Raw genomic sequence first — 17361 nt, forward strand, 5'->3', positions numbered from 1 at the left:
CCACCGGGACGTGCGACCGCCGGTCTCGGAAGCGGCGGTACGGCGGAACCTCGTCGATTCCGTGTCCTCACGCTCCGGCGAGAGCCCCGTGTCCCTCAACTCGCATCGTTTCCGCATTGAAATGCGAGGTGACGCGCATCGGCCCGCCCGGGCGTGCGCAGGGGTGCGGCTCCGCTCAGGAGGCCCCCCGGCCCCGGCGGAAGCGCTCCAGCCCCTCGGAGAGCTCGATCAGCGGGTCCGGGTAGTCGTAGGCGGCCCGATCGAGACCGGGGAGGCGCCAGGGCTCGTGGACGGCCGGGCCGTCGAGGCCGGCGAGCTCCGGCAGCCAGCGCCGGACGTAGGTGCCGTCCGGGTCGTACCGCTTGCCCTGGAGCACGGGGTTGAGGACGCGGTGGGGGCGGCTGTCCGTCCCCGTGCCGGCCACCCACTGCCAGTTGAGCTGGTTGTTGGCCACGTCGCCGTCCACCAGGAGATCGAGGAAGTGGCGGGCGCCCTCCCGCCAGTCGATGTACAGCGTCTTGGTGAGGAAGGAGGCGGTGAGCAGCCGACCCCGGTTGTGCATCCAGCCCTCGTGGGCGAGCTGCCGCATCGCGGCGTCGACGACGGGATAGCCCGTCCGCCCCTCGCGCCACGCCGCCAGGTCCGCCTCGGCCCCCGCACCCCGGCGCCAGCGGTCGTGACGCGGACGGTAGTCCACGCCCGCCGCCCGGGGCCGGGCGGCGAGCACCTGGCGGTGGAAGTCGCGCCAGCACAGCTGGCGCACGAAGGCCTCCGCTCCGGCGCCACCGCGCTTCCTGGCCCGCTGCACCGCCTCCAGGGCGGAGACGGCCCCGAAGTGGAGGTACGGCGAGAGGCGCGACGTGACGTCGCCCGCCAGGTCGTCGTGGCCCTGCTCGTACGCGTCACCGTGCGCCGTCAGCCAGGAGGAGAGCCGCTTGCGCCCCTCGCTCTCCCCTCCCGCGGCGAGTCCCGGCGACACGTCCGCGATCCCGGAGCGCCGGGGCATGCGCTCCGACCGCACGCCCGCCGGCACGGAAACCGCCCCGGGGGCAGGCAGCGGCGTCCGCAGGGGCTCGCCCGCCCAGCGCCGGTAGTACGGCGTGAAGACCGCGAAGTGGTCCGAGCCCTGCGGGGTGATGTCACCGGGCGGCACGACGTCCACCACACCGTCGTGCACGTACAGCCGGCGGCCGTCCTCCTCCAGCACCTTGCGCAGGTGCTCCTCCCTCGCCCGGGCGAAGGCCGTCGCACCGCCGGCCAGGTGGACCTCGTCGGCCTCGGTCTGCCGCACCACCGCCCTCACCTCGGAGACCGTGTCGCCCTCCCGCACCACGAGCCGGCCGCCCCGCTCCCTCAGCGCCCGGTCGAGGTCCACCAGACAGTCCGCGAGGAAGGCCAGCCGGTTGGGTGCCGCGAAGCCCGCCCGGTCCACGGCCGGATCACGCACGAACAGCGGCACCACCTCCTGCGCCCCTTCGAGCGCGGCCCGCAGCGGCGGATGGTCGTGCACCCGGAGGTCGGAGGTGTACAGAACGACGGCGACGGTCATCGCATCCTCCCTGCTCGGCCGCCGGTCGCGAGCGCGCCGCCGGCGTGTCGATGTCCCCTTCCTACCTCCGCGGTTCCCCGCGGCCCCGCGTGCCGGATGCACGCGGGGCGGCCGTCTTCGCGGGGTCGGAGAAGACCGCCGGCCGCGTACCCCCGACGGGGCCCGTGCCGCAGGGGGCGGGGCGCGACATGGGTACGCGGGGCAGGAGGCGGCTCCCGTGTGCCGGGAGTGCCTCGGGTCAGGGCCGGTGACGGAGCGAGCCCGGCCACCAGACCGTGGGGCCGATGTCCCGGACGAGGGCCGGCACCAGGAGCGAGCGGACCACCAGGGTGTCGAGCAGGACGCCGAAGGCCACGATGAAGGCGATCTGGACCAGGAAGGCCAGCGGGATGACCCCCAGCGCGGCGAAGGTGGCGGCGAGGACGACACCCGCCGAGGTGATGACGCCTCCCGTGGCGACCAGTCCCCGGCGCACGCCCTCGCGCGTGCCGTGCAGCGCCGTCTCCTCGCGCACCCGTGACATGAGGAAGATGTTGTAGTCGACGCCGAGGGCGACCAGGAAGACGAATCCGTACAGGGGGACGGCGGCGTCGGTGCCGGTGAATCCGAAGACGTGCTCGAAGACCAGGGCGGAGACGCCCAGCGTGGCCAGGAAGTTGAGCCCGACGGTCGCCACCAGGAGCACGGGCAGCAGTAGGGAGCGCAGCAGGCCGACCAGGATCACCAGGATGATCGCCAGCACGACGGGGACGATGAGCCTCCTGTCCTGTGCGGCGGTGACCTGGGTGTCGTACTGCTGGGTGGTGAAGCCGCCGACGAGGGCGTCGGCGCCGGGCACGGCGTGCAGGGCGCCGCGCAGGGCGACGACGGTGTCCTTGGCGGCATCGGAGTCGGCGGCGTCCGCGAGGGTGACGTCGATCCGTACGCGCCCGTCGGCGACGAGCGGCCGAGGGGTGCCGGGGAGGGCGAAGAGGGTCGCGGAGTCGACTCCGTCGACGGCCTGCGCGGCGGCCCTGACCGCCTCCGCCGCGTCGGCGTCGGCGATGACGACGGCGGGGTTGCCGGCGCCGCCGGGGAAGTGCTCGCCCAGGCGGGCCTGCGCGGCGACGGAGGGGGCGTCCTTGACGAAGATCTCGTCGAGCGGGACGCCCTTGGAGTCGAGCGTGAAGGAGAGGGCGGCACAGGCGAGCAGGGCCGCGAGGGAACCGGCCCAGACCTTGCGCGGTGCGCGGTCGACCAGCGCCGCGATCCTGCGCCAGACGGGGTGCGCGTCGTCCCCGACGGTCGCCTTGGGGCGGGCCGGCCAGTAGGCGGCCCGTCCGAGGAGGACCAGGACGGCGGGGAGGAACGTCACCGCGCTGAGGACGGCGCAGCCGATGCCGATGGCGCCGACGGGGCCGAGCGCCCGGTTGTTGGTGAGGTCGCTGAGGAGCAGAGCGAGCAGCCCGAGCGCGACCGTGGCGGCGCTGGCCAGGATCGGGCCGAACGACTGCTTCAGGGCGGCCCGCATGGCCGGCACCCGGTCGCCGTCACGTGCGCCGAGCTCCTCCCGGTAGCGGGCGGCCAGCAGCAGGGCGTAGTCGGTTGCCGCGCCGATGACCAGGATGGACAGGATGCCCTGCACCTGGCCGTCGACGCGGACGACGTCATGGTCGGCCAGGACGTAGACGAGGGCGCAGGCCAGACCGAGGGCGAGGACGGCACCGATGATGATCACCAGGGGGAGCAGGACGCTGCGGTAGACCAGGAGCAGGATCACCAGGACGGTCACCAGGGCGACGACGAGAAGGAGACCGTCGATGCCCGCGAACGCGTCCCGGAGGTCCGCCTGGGAGGCGGCCGGGCCTCCCAGCCAGACCGCCGTCCCCGGTACGGCGGAGACCGCCGCCTCGACCCGGTCCAGCGTGGCGGGCAACCCGTCGCCGAGGTCGGGGCGGAGCTGGACGATTCCCCGCAGGGCCGCTCCGTCCTCGGAGGGGAAGGCCGGCGAGGGGGCGCCGACCACGCCTTCGGCGCCCTTCAGGGAGGCCAGCGCCCTGGTGGCGTCCGCCGTCGCGGACGGGCCGAGGGCGCCGCCGCTCTCGGCGGTCCAGAGGACCAGGACCGGCAGGGTCTCCTCCTGACGGAACGCCTCCTGGGCCCGGAGGACCTGGGTCGACTCCGCGCTGCGGGGCAGGAAGGCGGCCTGGTCGTTGGTCGCGACGTCGCCGAGCTTGCCCGCGTAGGGACCGAGCCCACCTCCGACGGCGAGCCAGACGACGAGCATCAGCAGCGGCAGCAGTCTGCTCGCCCACCGCAGGGGTGTGGACACGGAAAGCCCCCAAGTCTCTCGACAATCGATAATCTCAATGATTGAAAGAAACTGCACCACGGTCCGTCGTGAACCCTGCAAGCGGGTGGCGTGACGGCGCCGTGCCTCGCGCCTCGGACATCCCTTCCGCGCACCGGCACGACATGGATGCACCGGCACGACACGGACGCGCAGAGGGGCCTGTCCTGCTGGAGAGCGCGGTTCGCCGCGTGGCGTCAGCGGCGGGGAGCGCGCAGCTCGCCGAGTTCCTCGTTCAGCGCGTCCAGGTACCTCAGCACGACCGCGAGCTCGTCCTCGGTGAACCGGTCGCGCGCACGGTCCGCCGCCTGCGCGAGCGGCATGAAGTGGGCCCGCGCCACGGCCCGGGCTCCCGGGACGTAATGGATGCGGACCACCCGCCGGTCGTCGTCGGCCCTGCTGCGCCGGATGTGGCCGGCCTTCTCCAGACGGTCGAGGCAGGCGGTCACCGCGCCCGAAGTCAGGCCGAGATGCTCCCTGAGCAGTCCCGGAGTGGCCGTGTCGGGGTGGTCGAGCACGAACGAGAGCGCGTGGACATCGGTGGCATGCAGGCTCTCCGCGGAGGCGAAGCCGTGCACCAGACGGTTCACCTCACCGACCGTCCGGCGCAGGGCGACCGCGAAGGCCTGCCGATCGTCCCTGTTCCCGTTCTCCGTCACGCTCTTCCCCGCCTGCCCGTCGCCCACGCGGCAACCCTATGCGGACGTCCCCCGGGAGAACGCCATCAGGCGCTCTCGACGGCGAGGGGGAAGACCGGGCGCCCGACCTGGGCGATCCGGAGCCACGGGGGTGCGTGGACGGAAGGGGAGCGGCGGCGCCCACGTGGGCCACCTCGGCGCGGAGGGAACGCGCGAGGGCCTCGGCGCCGACTGTGGAGGCGCCGTAGGCGCTCGTCACGGGTGCGTGCGCCGCACCCGGACCAACACGGCGGTGATCACCGCCCGTTCACGTCCGGTCCCGCCGCCCGCTCTCCGTCTCGGCGGTCCGGGCGATGTTCCGGGCCATGCCGCCGAAGACCACGGCGTGGAACGGCGAGACACCCCACCAGTACGCCTGGCCCGCGAGCCCCTTCGGATGGAAGAGCGCCCGCTGCCGGTAGGACGTACGGCCCGCTTCGTCCCGCTCGACGGCCATCTCCAGCCACGCGAGGCCGGGCAGGCGCATCTCGGCACGGAGACGGAGCAGGCGTCCACGGTCGATCTCCTCCACGCGCCAGAAGTCCAGGGCGTCGCCGACCCGGAGACGCGTCGCGTCCCGGCGGCCGCGCCGGAGGCCCACTCCGCCGACGAACCGGTCGGCCCATCCCCGGACGGCCCACGCCAGCGGGAAGGAGTACCAGCCGTTCTCCCCTCCCACGCCCTCGATGACCTGCCACAGCGCGTTCGGGCCGGCGTCGACGACGCGTGACCGTTCGTCCGTGTAGAGGCTGCCGCCCGCCCAGTCCGGGTCGGTCGGCAGCGGGTCGCTCGGCGCGCCGGGCGGCGAGGCGGAGGACCAGCGGGTGGTGACCTGTGCGTCGTGCACCCGGCGGAGGGCGAGACGGAGCGATTCCTCGAACGGGACGGGCTGCCCGGCGCCGTCGGGAACGTACCGGGCGATGTCGTGCTCGCCGCACACCACCTCGTGCCGGAGCGACTCGGTGAGGGGCTTGGCCAAGGAGGCCGGCACCGGTGTGACCAGACCGATCCAGTGGCTCGAAAGCCGCGGGGTGAGGACGGGCACGGGGACGATGAGACGCCTGCGCAGCCCGGCGACCTCGGCGTACCGCACCATCATCTCCCGGTAGCTGAGCACGTCGGGTCCGCCGATGTCGAAGGTGCGGTTGACGTCGGCGGGCATGCCCGCGCTCCCCACCAGACAGCGCAGCACGTCGCGTACGGCGATGGGCTGGACCCTGCTGCCGACCCAGCTCGGCGTGACCATGACGGGCAGCCGTTCCGTCAGGTACCGCAGCATCTCGAAGGAGGCCGATCCGGAACCGATGACGACGGCGGCGCGCAGCACGGTGGTGGGGACACCCGAGTCGAGGAGGATGCGGCCCACCTCGGCGCGGGAGCGCAGGTGCGGCGAGAGCTCGCCCTCCGGCACTCCGCGCGGGGTGAGGCCGCCCAGATAGACGATCCGCCGCACTCCGGCGGAACGGGCCTCCGCGGCGAAGACACGGGCGGCCAGACGGTCCCTGTCCTCGAACTCCGCCGTCGAGCTCATGGAGTGGACGAGGTAGTAGGCGACGTCGACGCCGTCGAGCGCCGCGCGGAGGCTCGCGGCGTCGGTGACGTCACCGCGCACCGCCTCCACGCGGTCGGCCCAGGGAAAGTCACGGAGCTTGTCCGGATGCCGGGCGAGGCAGCGCACGCGGTGACCGCCGTCGAGGAGCTCCGGCACGAGTCGGCCCCCGACGTAGCCGGTCGCGCCGGTGACCAGGCAGCGGGCGCCTGCGGCCGGGCTGGGAGTGTTCATGCGCTGATCCGTTTCGCCGATCGCCTTGGCGTACACGCCCTACGCCGGTTCTTCGCCGTGGCGGGTGCGTGCGGATGCGGGCCGGGTTCATGACGGTACGGACGAGCGCTGCCGGGGGTTCGCGCGATCAGTTCGGGGCGGGGGCCCGGGTGGGGTCGGATGTGGCCGGCGCGGCCGGCCGGTAGAAGATGTCGATGTCCACCTCTTCGCCGCCGACCATCAGGGTGTCCCAGGCGCCGCTCTCCCACAGGGTCCGCAGGGTGGAGGAATCGAGCGTCTCCAGGTGGTTCCGGAGCGTCGCGTCGTCGGGCATGCCGGGGACGCGTGGTGCCAGCCGGTCGCGGATTCCCCGCAGCCGTTCCATCAGCGCGTCGAGGTCCGCGTCCCTCTCCAGGTCCTTCCCCTCCGACTCCTCGATGCTCTGTGCGATCTTCTCCTTGATCGCGCGGCTGACGCCGTTCTCGTCGGTGGTGATCATCGTGTTCCAGGCACGGCTCTTGTGCCGGTACTGGAGCATCGACATGGCCGCTTCGTGGCGGGCGAAGTCGGCGTCCCGGAACGCCCGGCCGGTCCAGGCGCCGTTGAGGGACCGCGCGAGTGAGATCGCCGAGCCCAGACCGCTGTTGAGCCCGCGGCCGGGCCAGAAGTGGATCGCGTTGGCGGCGTCGCCGAGCAGGAAGCCGTAGGTCCCCGGGGTGGTCGACGTGGCCGGGAGCAGCCGGGTGGTGAACCGTGGCCGCTGCACCATGTCGAGCCGGAAGGCCGTGACGGCGCTCAGGTCCCGCTCGGCGACGCCGAACAGGGCCAGCCCCTCCCGCACCCGCTTCCACAGGGCCGAGCCCCTGACCATGGCGGGCAGGAAGAGCGTGCTGTGCGTCGAGCACTGGAAGTCGCCGTGGTCGTCCCGTCCCATGACGCACGGGCGTGAGGCGATGCATTCCTCGAAGACGTGCCGGACCGGGTCGATGCCGATCACTTCCGCGGCCTCGGCGTCGGTGAGCCGCATGTTCAGGAAACCCTCGCCGCGGAGGGCGTTGAGGAGGAAGCGGTTCTGGGCCACGGTCAACAGGACCGTCATGGGGTCCGTCAGGGTCGATCTGACGCGCAGGCCGAGGACCACATCCTGAATGTGCCGGCCGTACAGCGAGTAGATGGACTTGTCGGCGTTGCCGAACTTGTCGGTGAAGTGCTCGCGCGTTCGGGAGCGACCCCCCTCGCAGACGGCGAGTACATGCCCCCGGGCCTCCGCCTGGTGATACTCGGCCGGGTCGAAAACCTCGGGAACCAGCCGGATCCGCTCCGGCTTCTCGTTGGCCAATTCGAGGAGGGTGTCCTCGATGTAGGCGATGCGGAGGTTCCTCGGTTTGTGGCCACGGAGCGAATCGGGGCCGACCGGCCACATTTCGGAGTACGCGTCGCCGCGGAAAAGCCGGGCCTGCACCTCTTCGGGGAGGTTCAGATACTGGCGGCTCTGTACGGTGACGACCTGCTGACGCCTGACGTTGCCCTGCCCTTCGCTCTTCCAGACGACCTTCGCCCCGTCCTGGACCCACCGCCCGTCGTACACGGTGACGGCCACGCGGGGACCCATGAGGTTTTCCAGGAGGAGGGCGAAGCTCAGCCCGACGGGGCCGCCGCCGGTCACCGTGACGTTCAGCACCGGCCCTGCCGCGAGGGTCGCCTCGGACGGGGTGACCGGCCCGAGCACGGAGAGGTCGAGGATGGTCTCCATCGCGTCGGCGGCTTCGAAGCGGAACGTCTCGGTGCCGATCTCGACGAGATCCCCGGGCTGCAGTTCGTGCGAGGTGACGCGCGTCCCGTTGACGCGTGTTCCATTACTGCTGCCGCTGTCGTAGAGGACGAATCCATGGCGTTCGCGACGCACCTCGGCGTGAAAGCGCGAGACGTTCCCCACCGTTATCACCACGCTGTTGTCGCTGTTGCGGCCCAGAGTGAGCGGTGTGGCGCCGATCGGAAACTGCTGTCCCGTCAGAGAGCCTTGATGGCCGACGAGCCGAGGAGGCATGGGTCACCCAATTCCATGAGTCACGGATCCGATGACGAAATGCGAAACCGACCACCCGGACGAACAGCACCCCCTGCGTCACACACGGCGAGCGGACCGGAACGCAGGGCTATGATATTCGGGTCGCGAGGCGTATGAGAAGGCGTGCGGACTCATCGGTCATCACACGGTGACCATACGGTGAAGATCTGAGAGTGGAGTTCCTGCGGGGACGGTTGAGGCCGATGTGCAGAAAGGCGCCCCGTGTTCCGTGCCCGCCTTCGGCCGCCATGCAAAAGGGCCCGCACGCCTGTGGCTGTGCGGGCCCTTTCTCGTCATCTCGTTATCTCGTCAGCCCGCGGACTCGCCGGCGTGCGGGCTCAGCACGCCGGCCGAGACCAGCACGATGAGCAGGATGCCGAGCAGGATCCGGTAGATCACGAACGGCATGAAGGACTTCGTGGTGATGAACTTCATGAACCACGCGATCACCGCGTACCCGACGGCGAAGGCGACGATCGTGGCGAAGACCGTCGGGCCCCAGGAGACGCTGCCGTCCGCGGCCGCGTCCTTCAGCTCCATCCCGCCGGAGGCGAGCACCGCCGGGATGGCGAGCAGGAAGGAGTAGCGGGCGGCGGCCTCGCGCGTGTAGCCCATCAGGAGACCGCCGGAGATGGTCGCGCCGGACCGGGAGACTCCGGGGATGAGCGCCATCGCCTGGCAGACGCCGTAGATCAGGCCGTCCCGCACGCTGAGGTCCCGGAGCGTCTTGCGCTCGCGGGCGGCCCGGTGCCGGCCGCCGACCTCGTCGCGGGCGGCGAGCCGGTCGGCGATGCCGAGGACCACGCCCATCACGATCAGCGTGGCCGCCGTGATCCGCAGATCGCGGAAGGGGCCCTCGATCTGGTCCTTGAGCGTGACGCCGAGGATACCGATCGGGATCGAGCCGACGATCACCAGCCAGCCCATCTGGGCGTCGTGGTCTGAGCGCATCGTCTTGTCCGTGAGGGAGCGGAACCAGGCCGTGACGATCCGGGCGATGTCCTTCCGGAAGTAGATCAGGACCGCCGTCTCCGTGCCGATCTGGGTGATCGCGGTGAACGCCGCCCCCGGGTCCTCCCAGCCGGCGAAGGCCGCGGTGAGACGCAGGTGCGCGCTGGAGGAGATGGGAAGGAACTCCGTCAGCCCCTGGACGAGTCCTAGGATGAACGATTCGAACCAACTCATGGGGCTAGGGCCGTCCCGTTTGTACGTGTGCGGTCAGAAGGTCGAGCGCAGCGTACATGCCCAAGATGACGGGCCCGTGGCGAGGCCCGTGGCGCTACCGGAGCACCGTCTCCCGCTCGGTCTCCGTGGCGGGAGCGGGGACGGCGGCCCGCAGGCCGTGCCGCTTGCGCCAGGCCACCACCGCCGCGCCGAGGCCCGACAGGACGATGAACCCCGCCGAGAAGAGGAAGGCCGGCGAGCCCGGCGAACCGGCCTGGGCGCCCGCCACCACGTACGCCGCCGTGTTCGGCAGCGAGCCGAGCGCGGTCGCCACGAGGAACGGCACGTAGCGCATCCGGGAGACGGCCGCGCAGTAGTTGGCCGCCGCGAACGGCACCCCCGGGAACAGCCGGATCGCCAGCATCGAACGGAACCCGTGCCGGCTCAGCTGCCCGTCCGCCGCCGTCAGCCAGCGGCCCCGCACGAACGGCCGCAGCGCGTCCTGCCCCAGGAACCGGCCGAGCGTGAACGCGATCCCGGCGCCGAGCACCGTCCCCGCCAGCGCGCCCGTCAGACCGGCCGCGGAACCGAACAGCGCGCCCGCCGCCAGATTGAGCACCGGCCGCGGTACGAACGCCGCCGCGCACACCCCGTACGCGAGCCCGAACAGCAGCACCGCACCGGCGCCGCTCGTGTGCGGCGGCCAGCCCGAGGCCAGCATCCGCTGCGGCTCGTAGAGCACCACGAGGGTGGCCGCCGTGAGCAGCAGCAGGGCCAGCAGCGACAGCCGCGAGCGGGGGGAGAGCAGGGCCCGGGAGCAGCGGCCGGCGAGAGAGCCCGGCGGCCGGGGGACGGGAGCGAGCATTCGGGGAGAGTAACGGACGTGTCCGTAGGAGCGCCGTAATGTGCGTCATGTCCGTCCGGTGCGGACCCGGATCGTCCGTCCGGTGCGGACCCGGATCGTCCGTCCGGTGCGCTCCTGGATCGCCCGTGCGTTGCGCGCCCGGATCGCCTGTCCGATGCGGAACCCGGATCGCCTGTCCGGTGCGGAACCCGGATCGCCTGTCCGATGCGGAACCCGGATCGCCTGTCCGATGCGGAACCCGGATCGCCTGTCCGGTGCGCGCCCGGACTGTCCGTTCAGCGCTGCCCCGGAGCGCGCCACGACCGAGAGGGCCCCATGACCGACACCGCGCCGCCCGCGAGCGCCCTCGTCGACACCGTCCTGGAGCGGCTCACCGCGGTCTACCCGGCCGCGGGCAACCCCTTCCGGGCCCAGGAGATGGTCGCGTACATGAAGGGCGCGGCCCCCTTCCTCGGCATCCGCACGCCCGAGCGCCGCGCCCTGTCCCGTACGGTCCTCGACGGCACCCCGCGCCCCGACGAGACCGACTGCGCCGCGATCGCCCTGCGCTGCTTCGACCTCCCCGAGCGCGAGTACCACTACTTCGCCGTCGACTACCTGCGCCGGCACGTCAAGCGCTGCTCCTCCGGCTTCCTCCCGGTCGCCCGCCGCCTCGTCACCACCGTCTCCTGGTGGGACACGGTCGACCACCTCGCCGCACATGTCGTCGGCGGTCTGGTGGCGGCCGATCCCGCCCTCGCCGGCGAGATGGACGCGTGGATCGACGACGAGGACCTGTGGGTCGCCCGCACCGCCCTCCTCCACCAGCTCCGCTTCAAGGACGCCACCGACGCCGACCGGCTCTTCGCCTACTGTCTGCGCCGCTCGGCCCACCCCGACTTCTTCATCCGCAAGGCGATCGGCTGGAGCCTGCGCGAGTACGGCAAGACGGCCCCCGCCGAAGTCCGGGCCTTCGTCGCCGCCCACGGCTCCCGCCTCTCCCCGCTCTCCGTCCGCGAGGCCCTCAAGAACCTCTGACCCCACCCCGGCCGCCGGACGGCACAACTCCTGCGCGAGACTCGGTACATGACGCAGATGGGGAACCGGGCGGGGAAGCGGACGGCACTGGTGCTCGGGGCCGGTGGGCTCGTCGGGGCCGGGTGGGAGATCGGGGTGCTGCGCGGGCTCCTCGACGCCGGAACCGATCTGACCGGTGCCGATCTCATCGTCGGCAGCTCCGCCGGGGCCGTCGTCGGGGCGCAGCTCGCCTGCGGGCGGCCCGGGCTCGACGCGCTGTACGAGCAGCAGCTCGACGGGGAGGCCACCGAGCCGGCCGTGCGGCTCGGCGTCCCGATGATCCTCCGGTACGCCGTCGCCGTCCTCCGGTCCCGTACCCCCGAGGAGTACGGGCGCAGGCTCGGCCGGCTCGCCCTCGCCGCCCCCACCGTCACCGAGGCCGACCGGCGTGCGACCGTCACCCGGCGCCTGGGCCGGGCCGGGGACTGGCCCGCGCGCCCGCTCCTCGTCACCGCGGTCGACGCCGAGACCGGCGAACTCACCGCCTACGACGAGGACAGCGGGGTCCCGCTGACCGACGCCGTCACCGCGAGCTGCGCCATCCCCGGCGTGTGGCCTCCGGCGACCATCGGCGGGCGCCGCTGGATCGACGGCGGCATCCACTCCACCGCCAACGCCCACCTCGCCGCCGGCTACGACCGGATCGTCGTCGTCGCGCCCAGTGCGCAGGGGAGCAAGGTCGTCCTCTCGCCGGCGCGGCAGGGCGCGGAGCTCGCGGCCGGTGGGGCACGGGTGGAGGTGATCACGCCGGACGCGGAGTCCCGGAAGGCCATCGGGCGGAACGCGCTCGATCCCGCGCACCGGGCCGCGGCGGCGCGTGCGGGGCGGGCGCAGGGTGCCTCCCGCGCCGAGGCGGTCGCCGCGGTCTGGACCGGATGACGCTCGCGCGGGCGAGGTCCTGCGGGTCACCGCGCGGGAAGCCGGTGCCCGGCACCGGGGGCACCACAGTGGTCGCGGCACAATGAAGGCGTGAACGAGAGCATTCCCGTCGTCCGTGAGGTCGACCAGGGCACCGCGCGCCTCATGCCCGATGTGGACCGGGAGCGGGCCTGGCTGCTGACCGTCGACGGCGCGCCCCAGTCCTACGTCGACCTCGACGATCCGGCGTACCTGGAGTTCGAGTACGCGCGGCGCCTCGCCCACGTCGTCGACGGCGCCGCCGAGGCCGGCACGCCCCTCGACGTGCTGCACCTGGGCGGCGGGGCGCTCTCGCTGCCCCGGTACGTCGCCGTCACCCGGCCCGGCTCGCGGCAGGACGTCGTCGAGGCCGACCGGGGGCTGCTCGCCCTGGTCGAGGAGCACCTGCCGCTGCCCGAGGGCTCGGGGACCACGGTGCACGGGGCGGACGCCCGCGCCTGGCTGGAGGCGGCACCGGACGCCTCGGCCGATCTGATCGTGGGCGACGTCTTCGGCGGCTCGCGCGTGCCCGCGCACCTCACCTCGGTCGAGTACGCGCGCGAGGTCCGGCGCGTGCTGCGGCCGGGCGGGCTCTACGCCGCCAACCTGGCCGACGGGGCGCCGTTCCCCTTCCTCCGCTCCCAGCTCGCCACCTTCGCCGCCGTCTTCCCGGAGCTCGCGCTCGTCGCGGAGCCCGCCGTGCTGCGCGGCCGCCGCTTCGGGAACGCGGTCCTGGTCGCCTCCGGCCGGGAGATCGACATCGCCCACCTCGCGCGCCGTGCGGCGGCCGACGCCTTCCCCGCGCGCGTGGAGCACGGGGAGACGCTCGTCCGGTTCACCGGCGGCGCGCAGCCGGTCCTCGACGCCGGGGCCGTACCGTCACCCGTTCCCCCGGAGGGCGCCTTCGGCATCGGCTGAGGGACCGGGGGCCCCGGCGCCGCCCGCGACCTCCTTGGTGTGCGGGCGCCGCGTCAGGTTCCGTACGTCCGGCACGAAGAGGACCAGCGCGGTGACCAGGACCATCAGCGCCGCCGCGCCCCACAGCGCCTCGCTCCGGCCGAACGCGCTCTCCGCCGGGCCCGCCAGGGCCGTGGACAGCGGCAGCAGCGCCGTCGAGCCGAACCAGTCGTACGCGGACACCCGGGACAGCTTCTCCTCCGGGATCTCCTGGTGCATGGTCGTCATCCACGAGACGCCGAAGACCTCGATCGCCACGCCGCTGACGAACATCGCCGCCGTCAGGCCCGCCGCGTCCAGCGGCACCGCGAGCGCCGCCGAGGGCAGGGCGATCGGGAAGACGCACAGGGTCCCGACGAACAGCATCCGGCGCGGCTTCCACCGGGTCATCAGGACGGCACCCGCGACGGTCCCCGCCCCGTACGCGGCGAGCGCGATGCCCCAGGGGCGCGAGCCGCCCAGCTCGTCCCGGGCGACCAGCGGCCCGAACACCGACTCGACGGCGCCTATCAGTCCGACCACCACCGAGAACTGGGCGACGATCGACCACAGCCAGGGCCGGCCGACGAACTCCTGCCAGCCCTCCTTCAGATCCGCGAAGAGCCCGCCGCCGGGGGCGCGGTCCGGGATGCCGCTCACGTCGAGGAAGGCCCGCAGACCACCCGCGACGGCGAAGGCGACCGCGTCGATGGCGAGGACCCAGCCCGGTCCGACGAAGGCGACGAGTGCGCCGCCGAGCGCGGCACCGCCGATGGCGGCGCCGTGCATCGCCATCCGGAAGACGGCGAAGGCGCGGCTCGCCTGCTCCCCGCTGACACTGGACATGAGCATGCCCTCGGCCGCCGGGTTGAAGAAGGCCTGGCCGGTGCCGCAGAGCGCGGTGAGCACCATCATCTGCCAGATGCGGGCCTCGCCGGAGAGCACGAGGACGGCGAAGGCGGCCTGCGAGACGCAGTTGAGGGCGTTCGCCGCGACCATCACCCGGTGCCGGGGCAGTCGGTCGGCCACCGCCCCGCCGATGAGCAGGAAGAGGACCAGCGGCAGGAAGCGGGCCATGGCCACGAGCCCCACGTCGCCGGCGTCGCCCCCGGAGTCGAAGACCGCCCAGGTCGTGGCGATCAGCGCGCCGTGCGTGCCGAGGTTGGTCACGATCGTGGCGGCGGTGAGCAGGAGGTAGTTGCGGCCGGCCCACTCGGGACGGCGGGATCGGGACGTGGCCGGGCGGGGGGAGGGGGAGGAGGCGGGTGTGGTCACCCCGGGACTATCCCTGGCCCCTTCCCGTCCTGCCAACCCGATATCCGGACGGTCCGTCAGGGCGCGGAGCCCGACCGGCCGGGGCCACCGGGGCCACCGGGAGGGGCCACCGGGACCGCCGGGACCACCGGGACCGCCGGGGCCACCGGGACCGGCGCGGCCGGGCCCGGTGGCCGGAGGGGTCAGGCGGAGGGCGCGAGCCGGACCGTGGAGAGGATCTGCCGGATCGTCGCGTCGGGCAGCTCGTCCTTGACGCCGTCCGCCCCGTAGAGCACCCAGGTCGAGAAGTCGCCCGCGGCGTTCTTGAAGGAGAAGGCGATCGACTTCCCGTCCGTCTCGCACTTGTTGCGCTTCTTCACGCCCGGCGCGGTGGCCGTCGCCATGCTGCCGGTGAGACCGGACTTCGTCGTGTACGGAACCGGCTTGGTGATCTTGATGGTGCTCTGCGGCATGTGCTGCGCGTAGCCGCCCCACACCCAGGTGCCGGCCTCGCTGCGCGCGAGGGTCAAGGTGTCCTTGGCGCCCTGGCCGCCCTTGGTGCCGGCCGTGGACAGGCCCCAGGACTCCTCGGTGCCGTTCTTGTCGACGTCGTACGTGCACCACTTGCTCTTGAAGCTCGTGGGGCTGGACATCGTCACCAGCGGGGTGCCGCCGCCCTTCTTCTCGTCCTCGAAGAAGGTGATCGAGCCCGGCTTGTACACCTCCCACTCCGGCGGTACGTCGAAGAGGGTGCCGTACTTCGGGTTGTAGACGACCTTCCAGCCGGGGATCGTCGGCTGCTGCGCCGCGCCGTCGCGCGGGTTGGCGATCCCGGAGGACTGGTCGGGCGCCGGGGCGGACGAGGGGTCCGCGGAGGCGGTGGCCGTGACGGACGGCTTGGGGGCGTCGGCGGCGTTCTTCTCGTCGTCGTCCTTGCCGAGCACCAGGAATCCGGTGACTCCGGCCGCGACGACCACGGCGGTGGCGGCGACGATCGCCACGATCGTCGTCTGCTTCTTGTTCCCGCCGTCGGGCCCGCCGGGCTGTCCGGGGCCCGGCACGGCGTACTGCTGCGGCACGGTCGGCTGCTGGTACGGGTTCGGGTAACCCGGCTGCGCGCCGTACCCCTGCTGCGGCTGACCGGGCTGCGCGGGCGGCTGCTGCGGGTAGCCCGGCTGTGTCGGCGGTTGCTGCGGGTAGCCGGGCTGTGTCGGCGGCTGCTGGTACCCGGGCTGGGTGGGCGGCTGCTGATACGGGTTCGGCTGCTGGTACCCCGACTGCTGGTAGGGGTTCTGACTCTGGTCCTGCGGGTTCTGCTCGCCCCCGGGCGGCTGCTGTCCTGGCCACATGGCCAGTAACCATAGAGGTGCGGGGGCCGCTCGACCACGCCCGCCCCCGGGCCGGGGCCGAGCGGGGGGCGGGCAGGGGATGGCCAAGGCTGCTACTCGTGGGTAACATCACGGTCCATGAGCGCAGACCAGAAGTCGATCGGCGAGGCACTCGCCGCCACGGTCCCCATGGCCGGAACCCTGAACCTGGAGTTCCAGGAGACCACCGCCGAGCGCGCCGTCGTGCGCCTCCCGGACCAGTCCGCCTACCACAACCACCTCGGCGGCCCGCACGCCGGAGCGATGTTCACCCTGGCCGAGTCCGCCAGCGGTGCCATCGTGCTCGCGGCCTTCGGCGACCAGCTGCACCGGGCGGTCCCGCTCGCCGTCAGCGCCGAGATCGGCTACAAGAAGCTGGCCATGGGCGTCGTCACGGCCACCGCCACCCTCGGCCGCCCCGCCGCCGAGGTCGTCGCCGAACTCGACGCCGGAGAGCGGCCCGAGTTCCCGGTGCGGATCGACATCACCCGTGAGGACGGCGCCGTGACCGGCGAGATGACGGTCCTCTGGACCCTGCGCCCGAACTCCTGACCCCGGACGCCGCGTACCGCCCCCGCACCCTTCCCGGGTGCGGGGGCGGTCGTGTTCCCGGCGGCGCCCCCTCGGGGTCGAGGGCCGTTCGTCCTGACCAGGTAGGCTTTTCGGGCGTGCCCGCCGACGTGCGTGCAGGGCCATCGAGCAGCTGAGCAGCCGACACGGGAGGAACCGCGTGCACGTCCAGGAGTGGCTGGAGACGATCCCTGCGGTCGCCGTCTACGTCCTTGTGGGGGTGGTGATCGGGCTGGAGAGCCTGGGCATCCCGCTCCCCGGCGAGATCGTGCTCGTGAGCTCGGCGCTGCTCGCCTCGCAGCACGGCGACATCAATCCGTACGTCCTCGGCGCCTGCGCCACCGCCGGCGCGATCATCGGCGACTCGATCGGTTACGCGATCGGCCGCAAGGGCGGACGGCCGCTGCTCGCCTGGCTCGGCAGGAAGTTCCCCAAGCACTTCAGCGAGGCCAACATCGGGCTCGCCGAGAACTCCTTCCAGAAGTGGGGCATGTGGGCGGTCTTCTTCGGCCGCTTCATCGCCCTCCTGCGGATCTTCGCGGGGCCGCTCGCGGGCGTGCTGAAGATGCCGTACTGGAAGTTCCTCATCGCCAACGTCCTCGGCGGCATCCTCTGGGCCGGCGGCACCACGGCCGTCATCTACTCGGTCGGCATCGTCGCCGAGGCCTGGCTCAAGCGCTTCTCCTGGCTGGGCCTCGTCCTCGCCGTCCTGATCGGCATCGCCTCGATGCTCATCGTCAAGAACCGCGCCAAGAAGGCGGCGGCGCAGCGGGCCGAGGCCGCGGAGCCGGAGCCGGTCCCGGCGGCGGACTGAGCACGGACGGTACGCGTACGCGGCGGAGGGCGGCACCCGGGAACGGGCGCCGC

At 72.8% G+C, this 17361-nt stretch carries 14 protein-coding genes; 5 read left to right on the forward strand and 9 right to left on the reverse strand.

Features of this window, described 5'->3' with window-relative positions:
• Positions 1–175 precede the first annotated feature (175 nt).
• The 7 genes from AC07AW_RS26495 to AC07AW_RS26525 form a co-directional block, all read right to left on the reverse strand.
• Positions 176–1549, reverse strand: coding sequence for a cryptochrome/photolyase family protein (locus AC07AW_RS26495; RefSeq protein WP_478817945.1), 1374 nt, complete (start codon positions 1547–1549; stop codon positions 176–178).
• Positions 1550–1787: 238 nt separating this feature from the next.
• Positions 1788–3860: an MMPL family transporter gene (locus AC07AW_RS26500; protein ID WP_478817946.1), complete on the reverse strand. Its 2073-nt coding sequence runs from the start codon at positions 3858–3860 to the stop codon at positions 1788–1790.
• Positions 3861–4075: 215 nt separating this feature from the next.
• A complete protein-coding gene (locus tag AC07AW_RS26505; protein WP_478817947.1) occupies positions 4076–4564 on the reverse strand; it encodes a MarR family winged helix-turn-helix transcriptional regulator in 489 nt (162 codons plus the stop codon).
• 259 nt (positions 4565–4823) lie between these two features.
• On the reverse strand, positions 4824–6338 hold the full coding sequence (locus AC07AW_RS26510) for an SDR family oxidoreductase (protein ID WP_478817948.1): 1515 nt from the start codon (positions 6336–6338) through the stop codon (positions 4824–4826).
• Positions 6339–6465: 127 nt separating this feature from the next.
• Complete coding sequence (locus tag AC07AW_RS26515) at positions 6466–8364, reverse strand: FHA domain-containing protein (protein WP_478817949.1); 1899 nt, start codon at positions 8362–8364, stop codon at positions 6466–6468.
• A 330-nt stretch (positions 8365–8694) separates the two neighbouring features.
• Positions 8695–9570: an undecaprenyl-diphosphate phosphatase gene (locus AC07AW_RS26520; RefSeq protein WP_478817950.1), complete on the reverse strand. Its 876-nt coding sequence runs from the start codon at positions 9568–9570 to the stop codon at positions 8695–8697.
• A gap of 94 nt (positions 9571–9664) precedes the next feature.
• Complete coding sequence (locus AC07AW_RS26525; protein WP_478817951.1) at positions 9665–10414, reverse strand: TVP38/TMEM64 family protein; 750 nt, start codon at positions 10412–10414, stop codon at positions 9665–9667.
• A 315-nt stretch (positions 10415–10729) separates the two neighbouring features.
• On the opposite strand from AC07AW_RS26525, the gene AC07AW_RS26530 reads away from it, so the two are divergent.
• The 3 genes from AC07AW_RS26530 (at position 10730) to AC07AW_RS26540 (ending at position 13285) form a co-directional block, all read left to right on the forward strand.
• On the forward strand, positions 10730–11431 hold the full coding sequence (locus AC07AW_RS26530) for a DNA alkylation repair protein (RefSeq protein ID WP_478817952.1): 702 nt from the start codon (positions 10730–10732) through the stop codon (positions 11429–11431).
• A gap of 48 nt (positions 11432–11479) precedes the next feature.
• Entirely contained in the window at positions 11480–12349 is an 870-nt protein-coding gene (locus AC07AW_RS26535; protein ID WP_478817953.1) for a patatin-like phospholipase family protein, read from the forward strand.
• A gap of 90 nt (positions 12350–12439) precedes the next feature.
• Positions 12440–13285, forward strand: a complete 846-nt coding sequence (locus AC07AW_RS26540; RefSeq protein WP_478817954.1) for a spermidine synthase — start codon at positions 12440–12442, stop codon at positions 13283–13285.
• Here AC07AW_RS26540 and AC07AW_RS26545 read toward each other — a convergent pair.
• Together AC07AW_RS26545 and AC07AW_RS26550 are read right to left on the reverse strand one after the other, a co-directional pair.
• Complete coding sequence (locus AC07AW_RS26545; RefSeq protein WP_478817955.1) at positions 13247–14578, reverse strand: MFS transporter; 1332 nt, start codon at positions 14576–14578, stop codon at positions 13247–13249. The two genes, AC07AW_RS26540 and AC07AW_RS26545, sit on opposite strands and share 39 nt — an antisense overlap.
• Before the next feature lie 182 nt (positions 14579–14760).
• Complete coding sequence (locus tag AC07AW_RS26550; RefSeq protein ID WP_478817956.1) at positions 14761–15906, reverse strand: DUF8017 domain-containing protein; 1146 nt, start codon at positions 15904–15906, stop codon at positions 14761–14763.
• Positions 15907–16023: 117 nt separating this feature from the next.
• Here AC07AW_RS26550 and AC07AW_RS26555 point away from each other — a divergent pair, with 117 nt between their 5' ends.
• Together AC07AW_RS26555 and AC07AW_RS26560 are read left to right on the forward strand one after the other, a co-directional pair.
• Positions 16024–16476 carry a DUF4442 domain-containing protein gene (locus AC07AW_RS26555; protein WP_478817957.1) on the forward strand — a complete coding sequence of 151 codons (453 nt, stop codon included), beginning with the start codon at positions 16024–16026 and terminating at the stop codon, positions 16474–16476.
• A 178-nt stretch (positions 16477–16654) separates the two neighbouring features.
• Positions 16655–17308: a DedA family protein gene (locus tag AC07AW_RS26560; RefSeq protein ID WP_478817958.1), complete on the forward strand. Its 654-nt coding sequence runs from the start codon at positions 16655–16657 to the stop codon at positions 17306–17308.
• The last annotated feature ends 53 nt before the right edge of the window (positions 17309–17361 follow it).

The organism is Streptomyces sp. NPDC044003 (assembly GCF_056435185.1).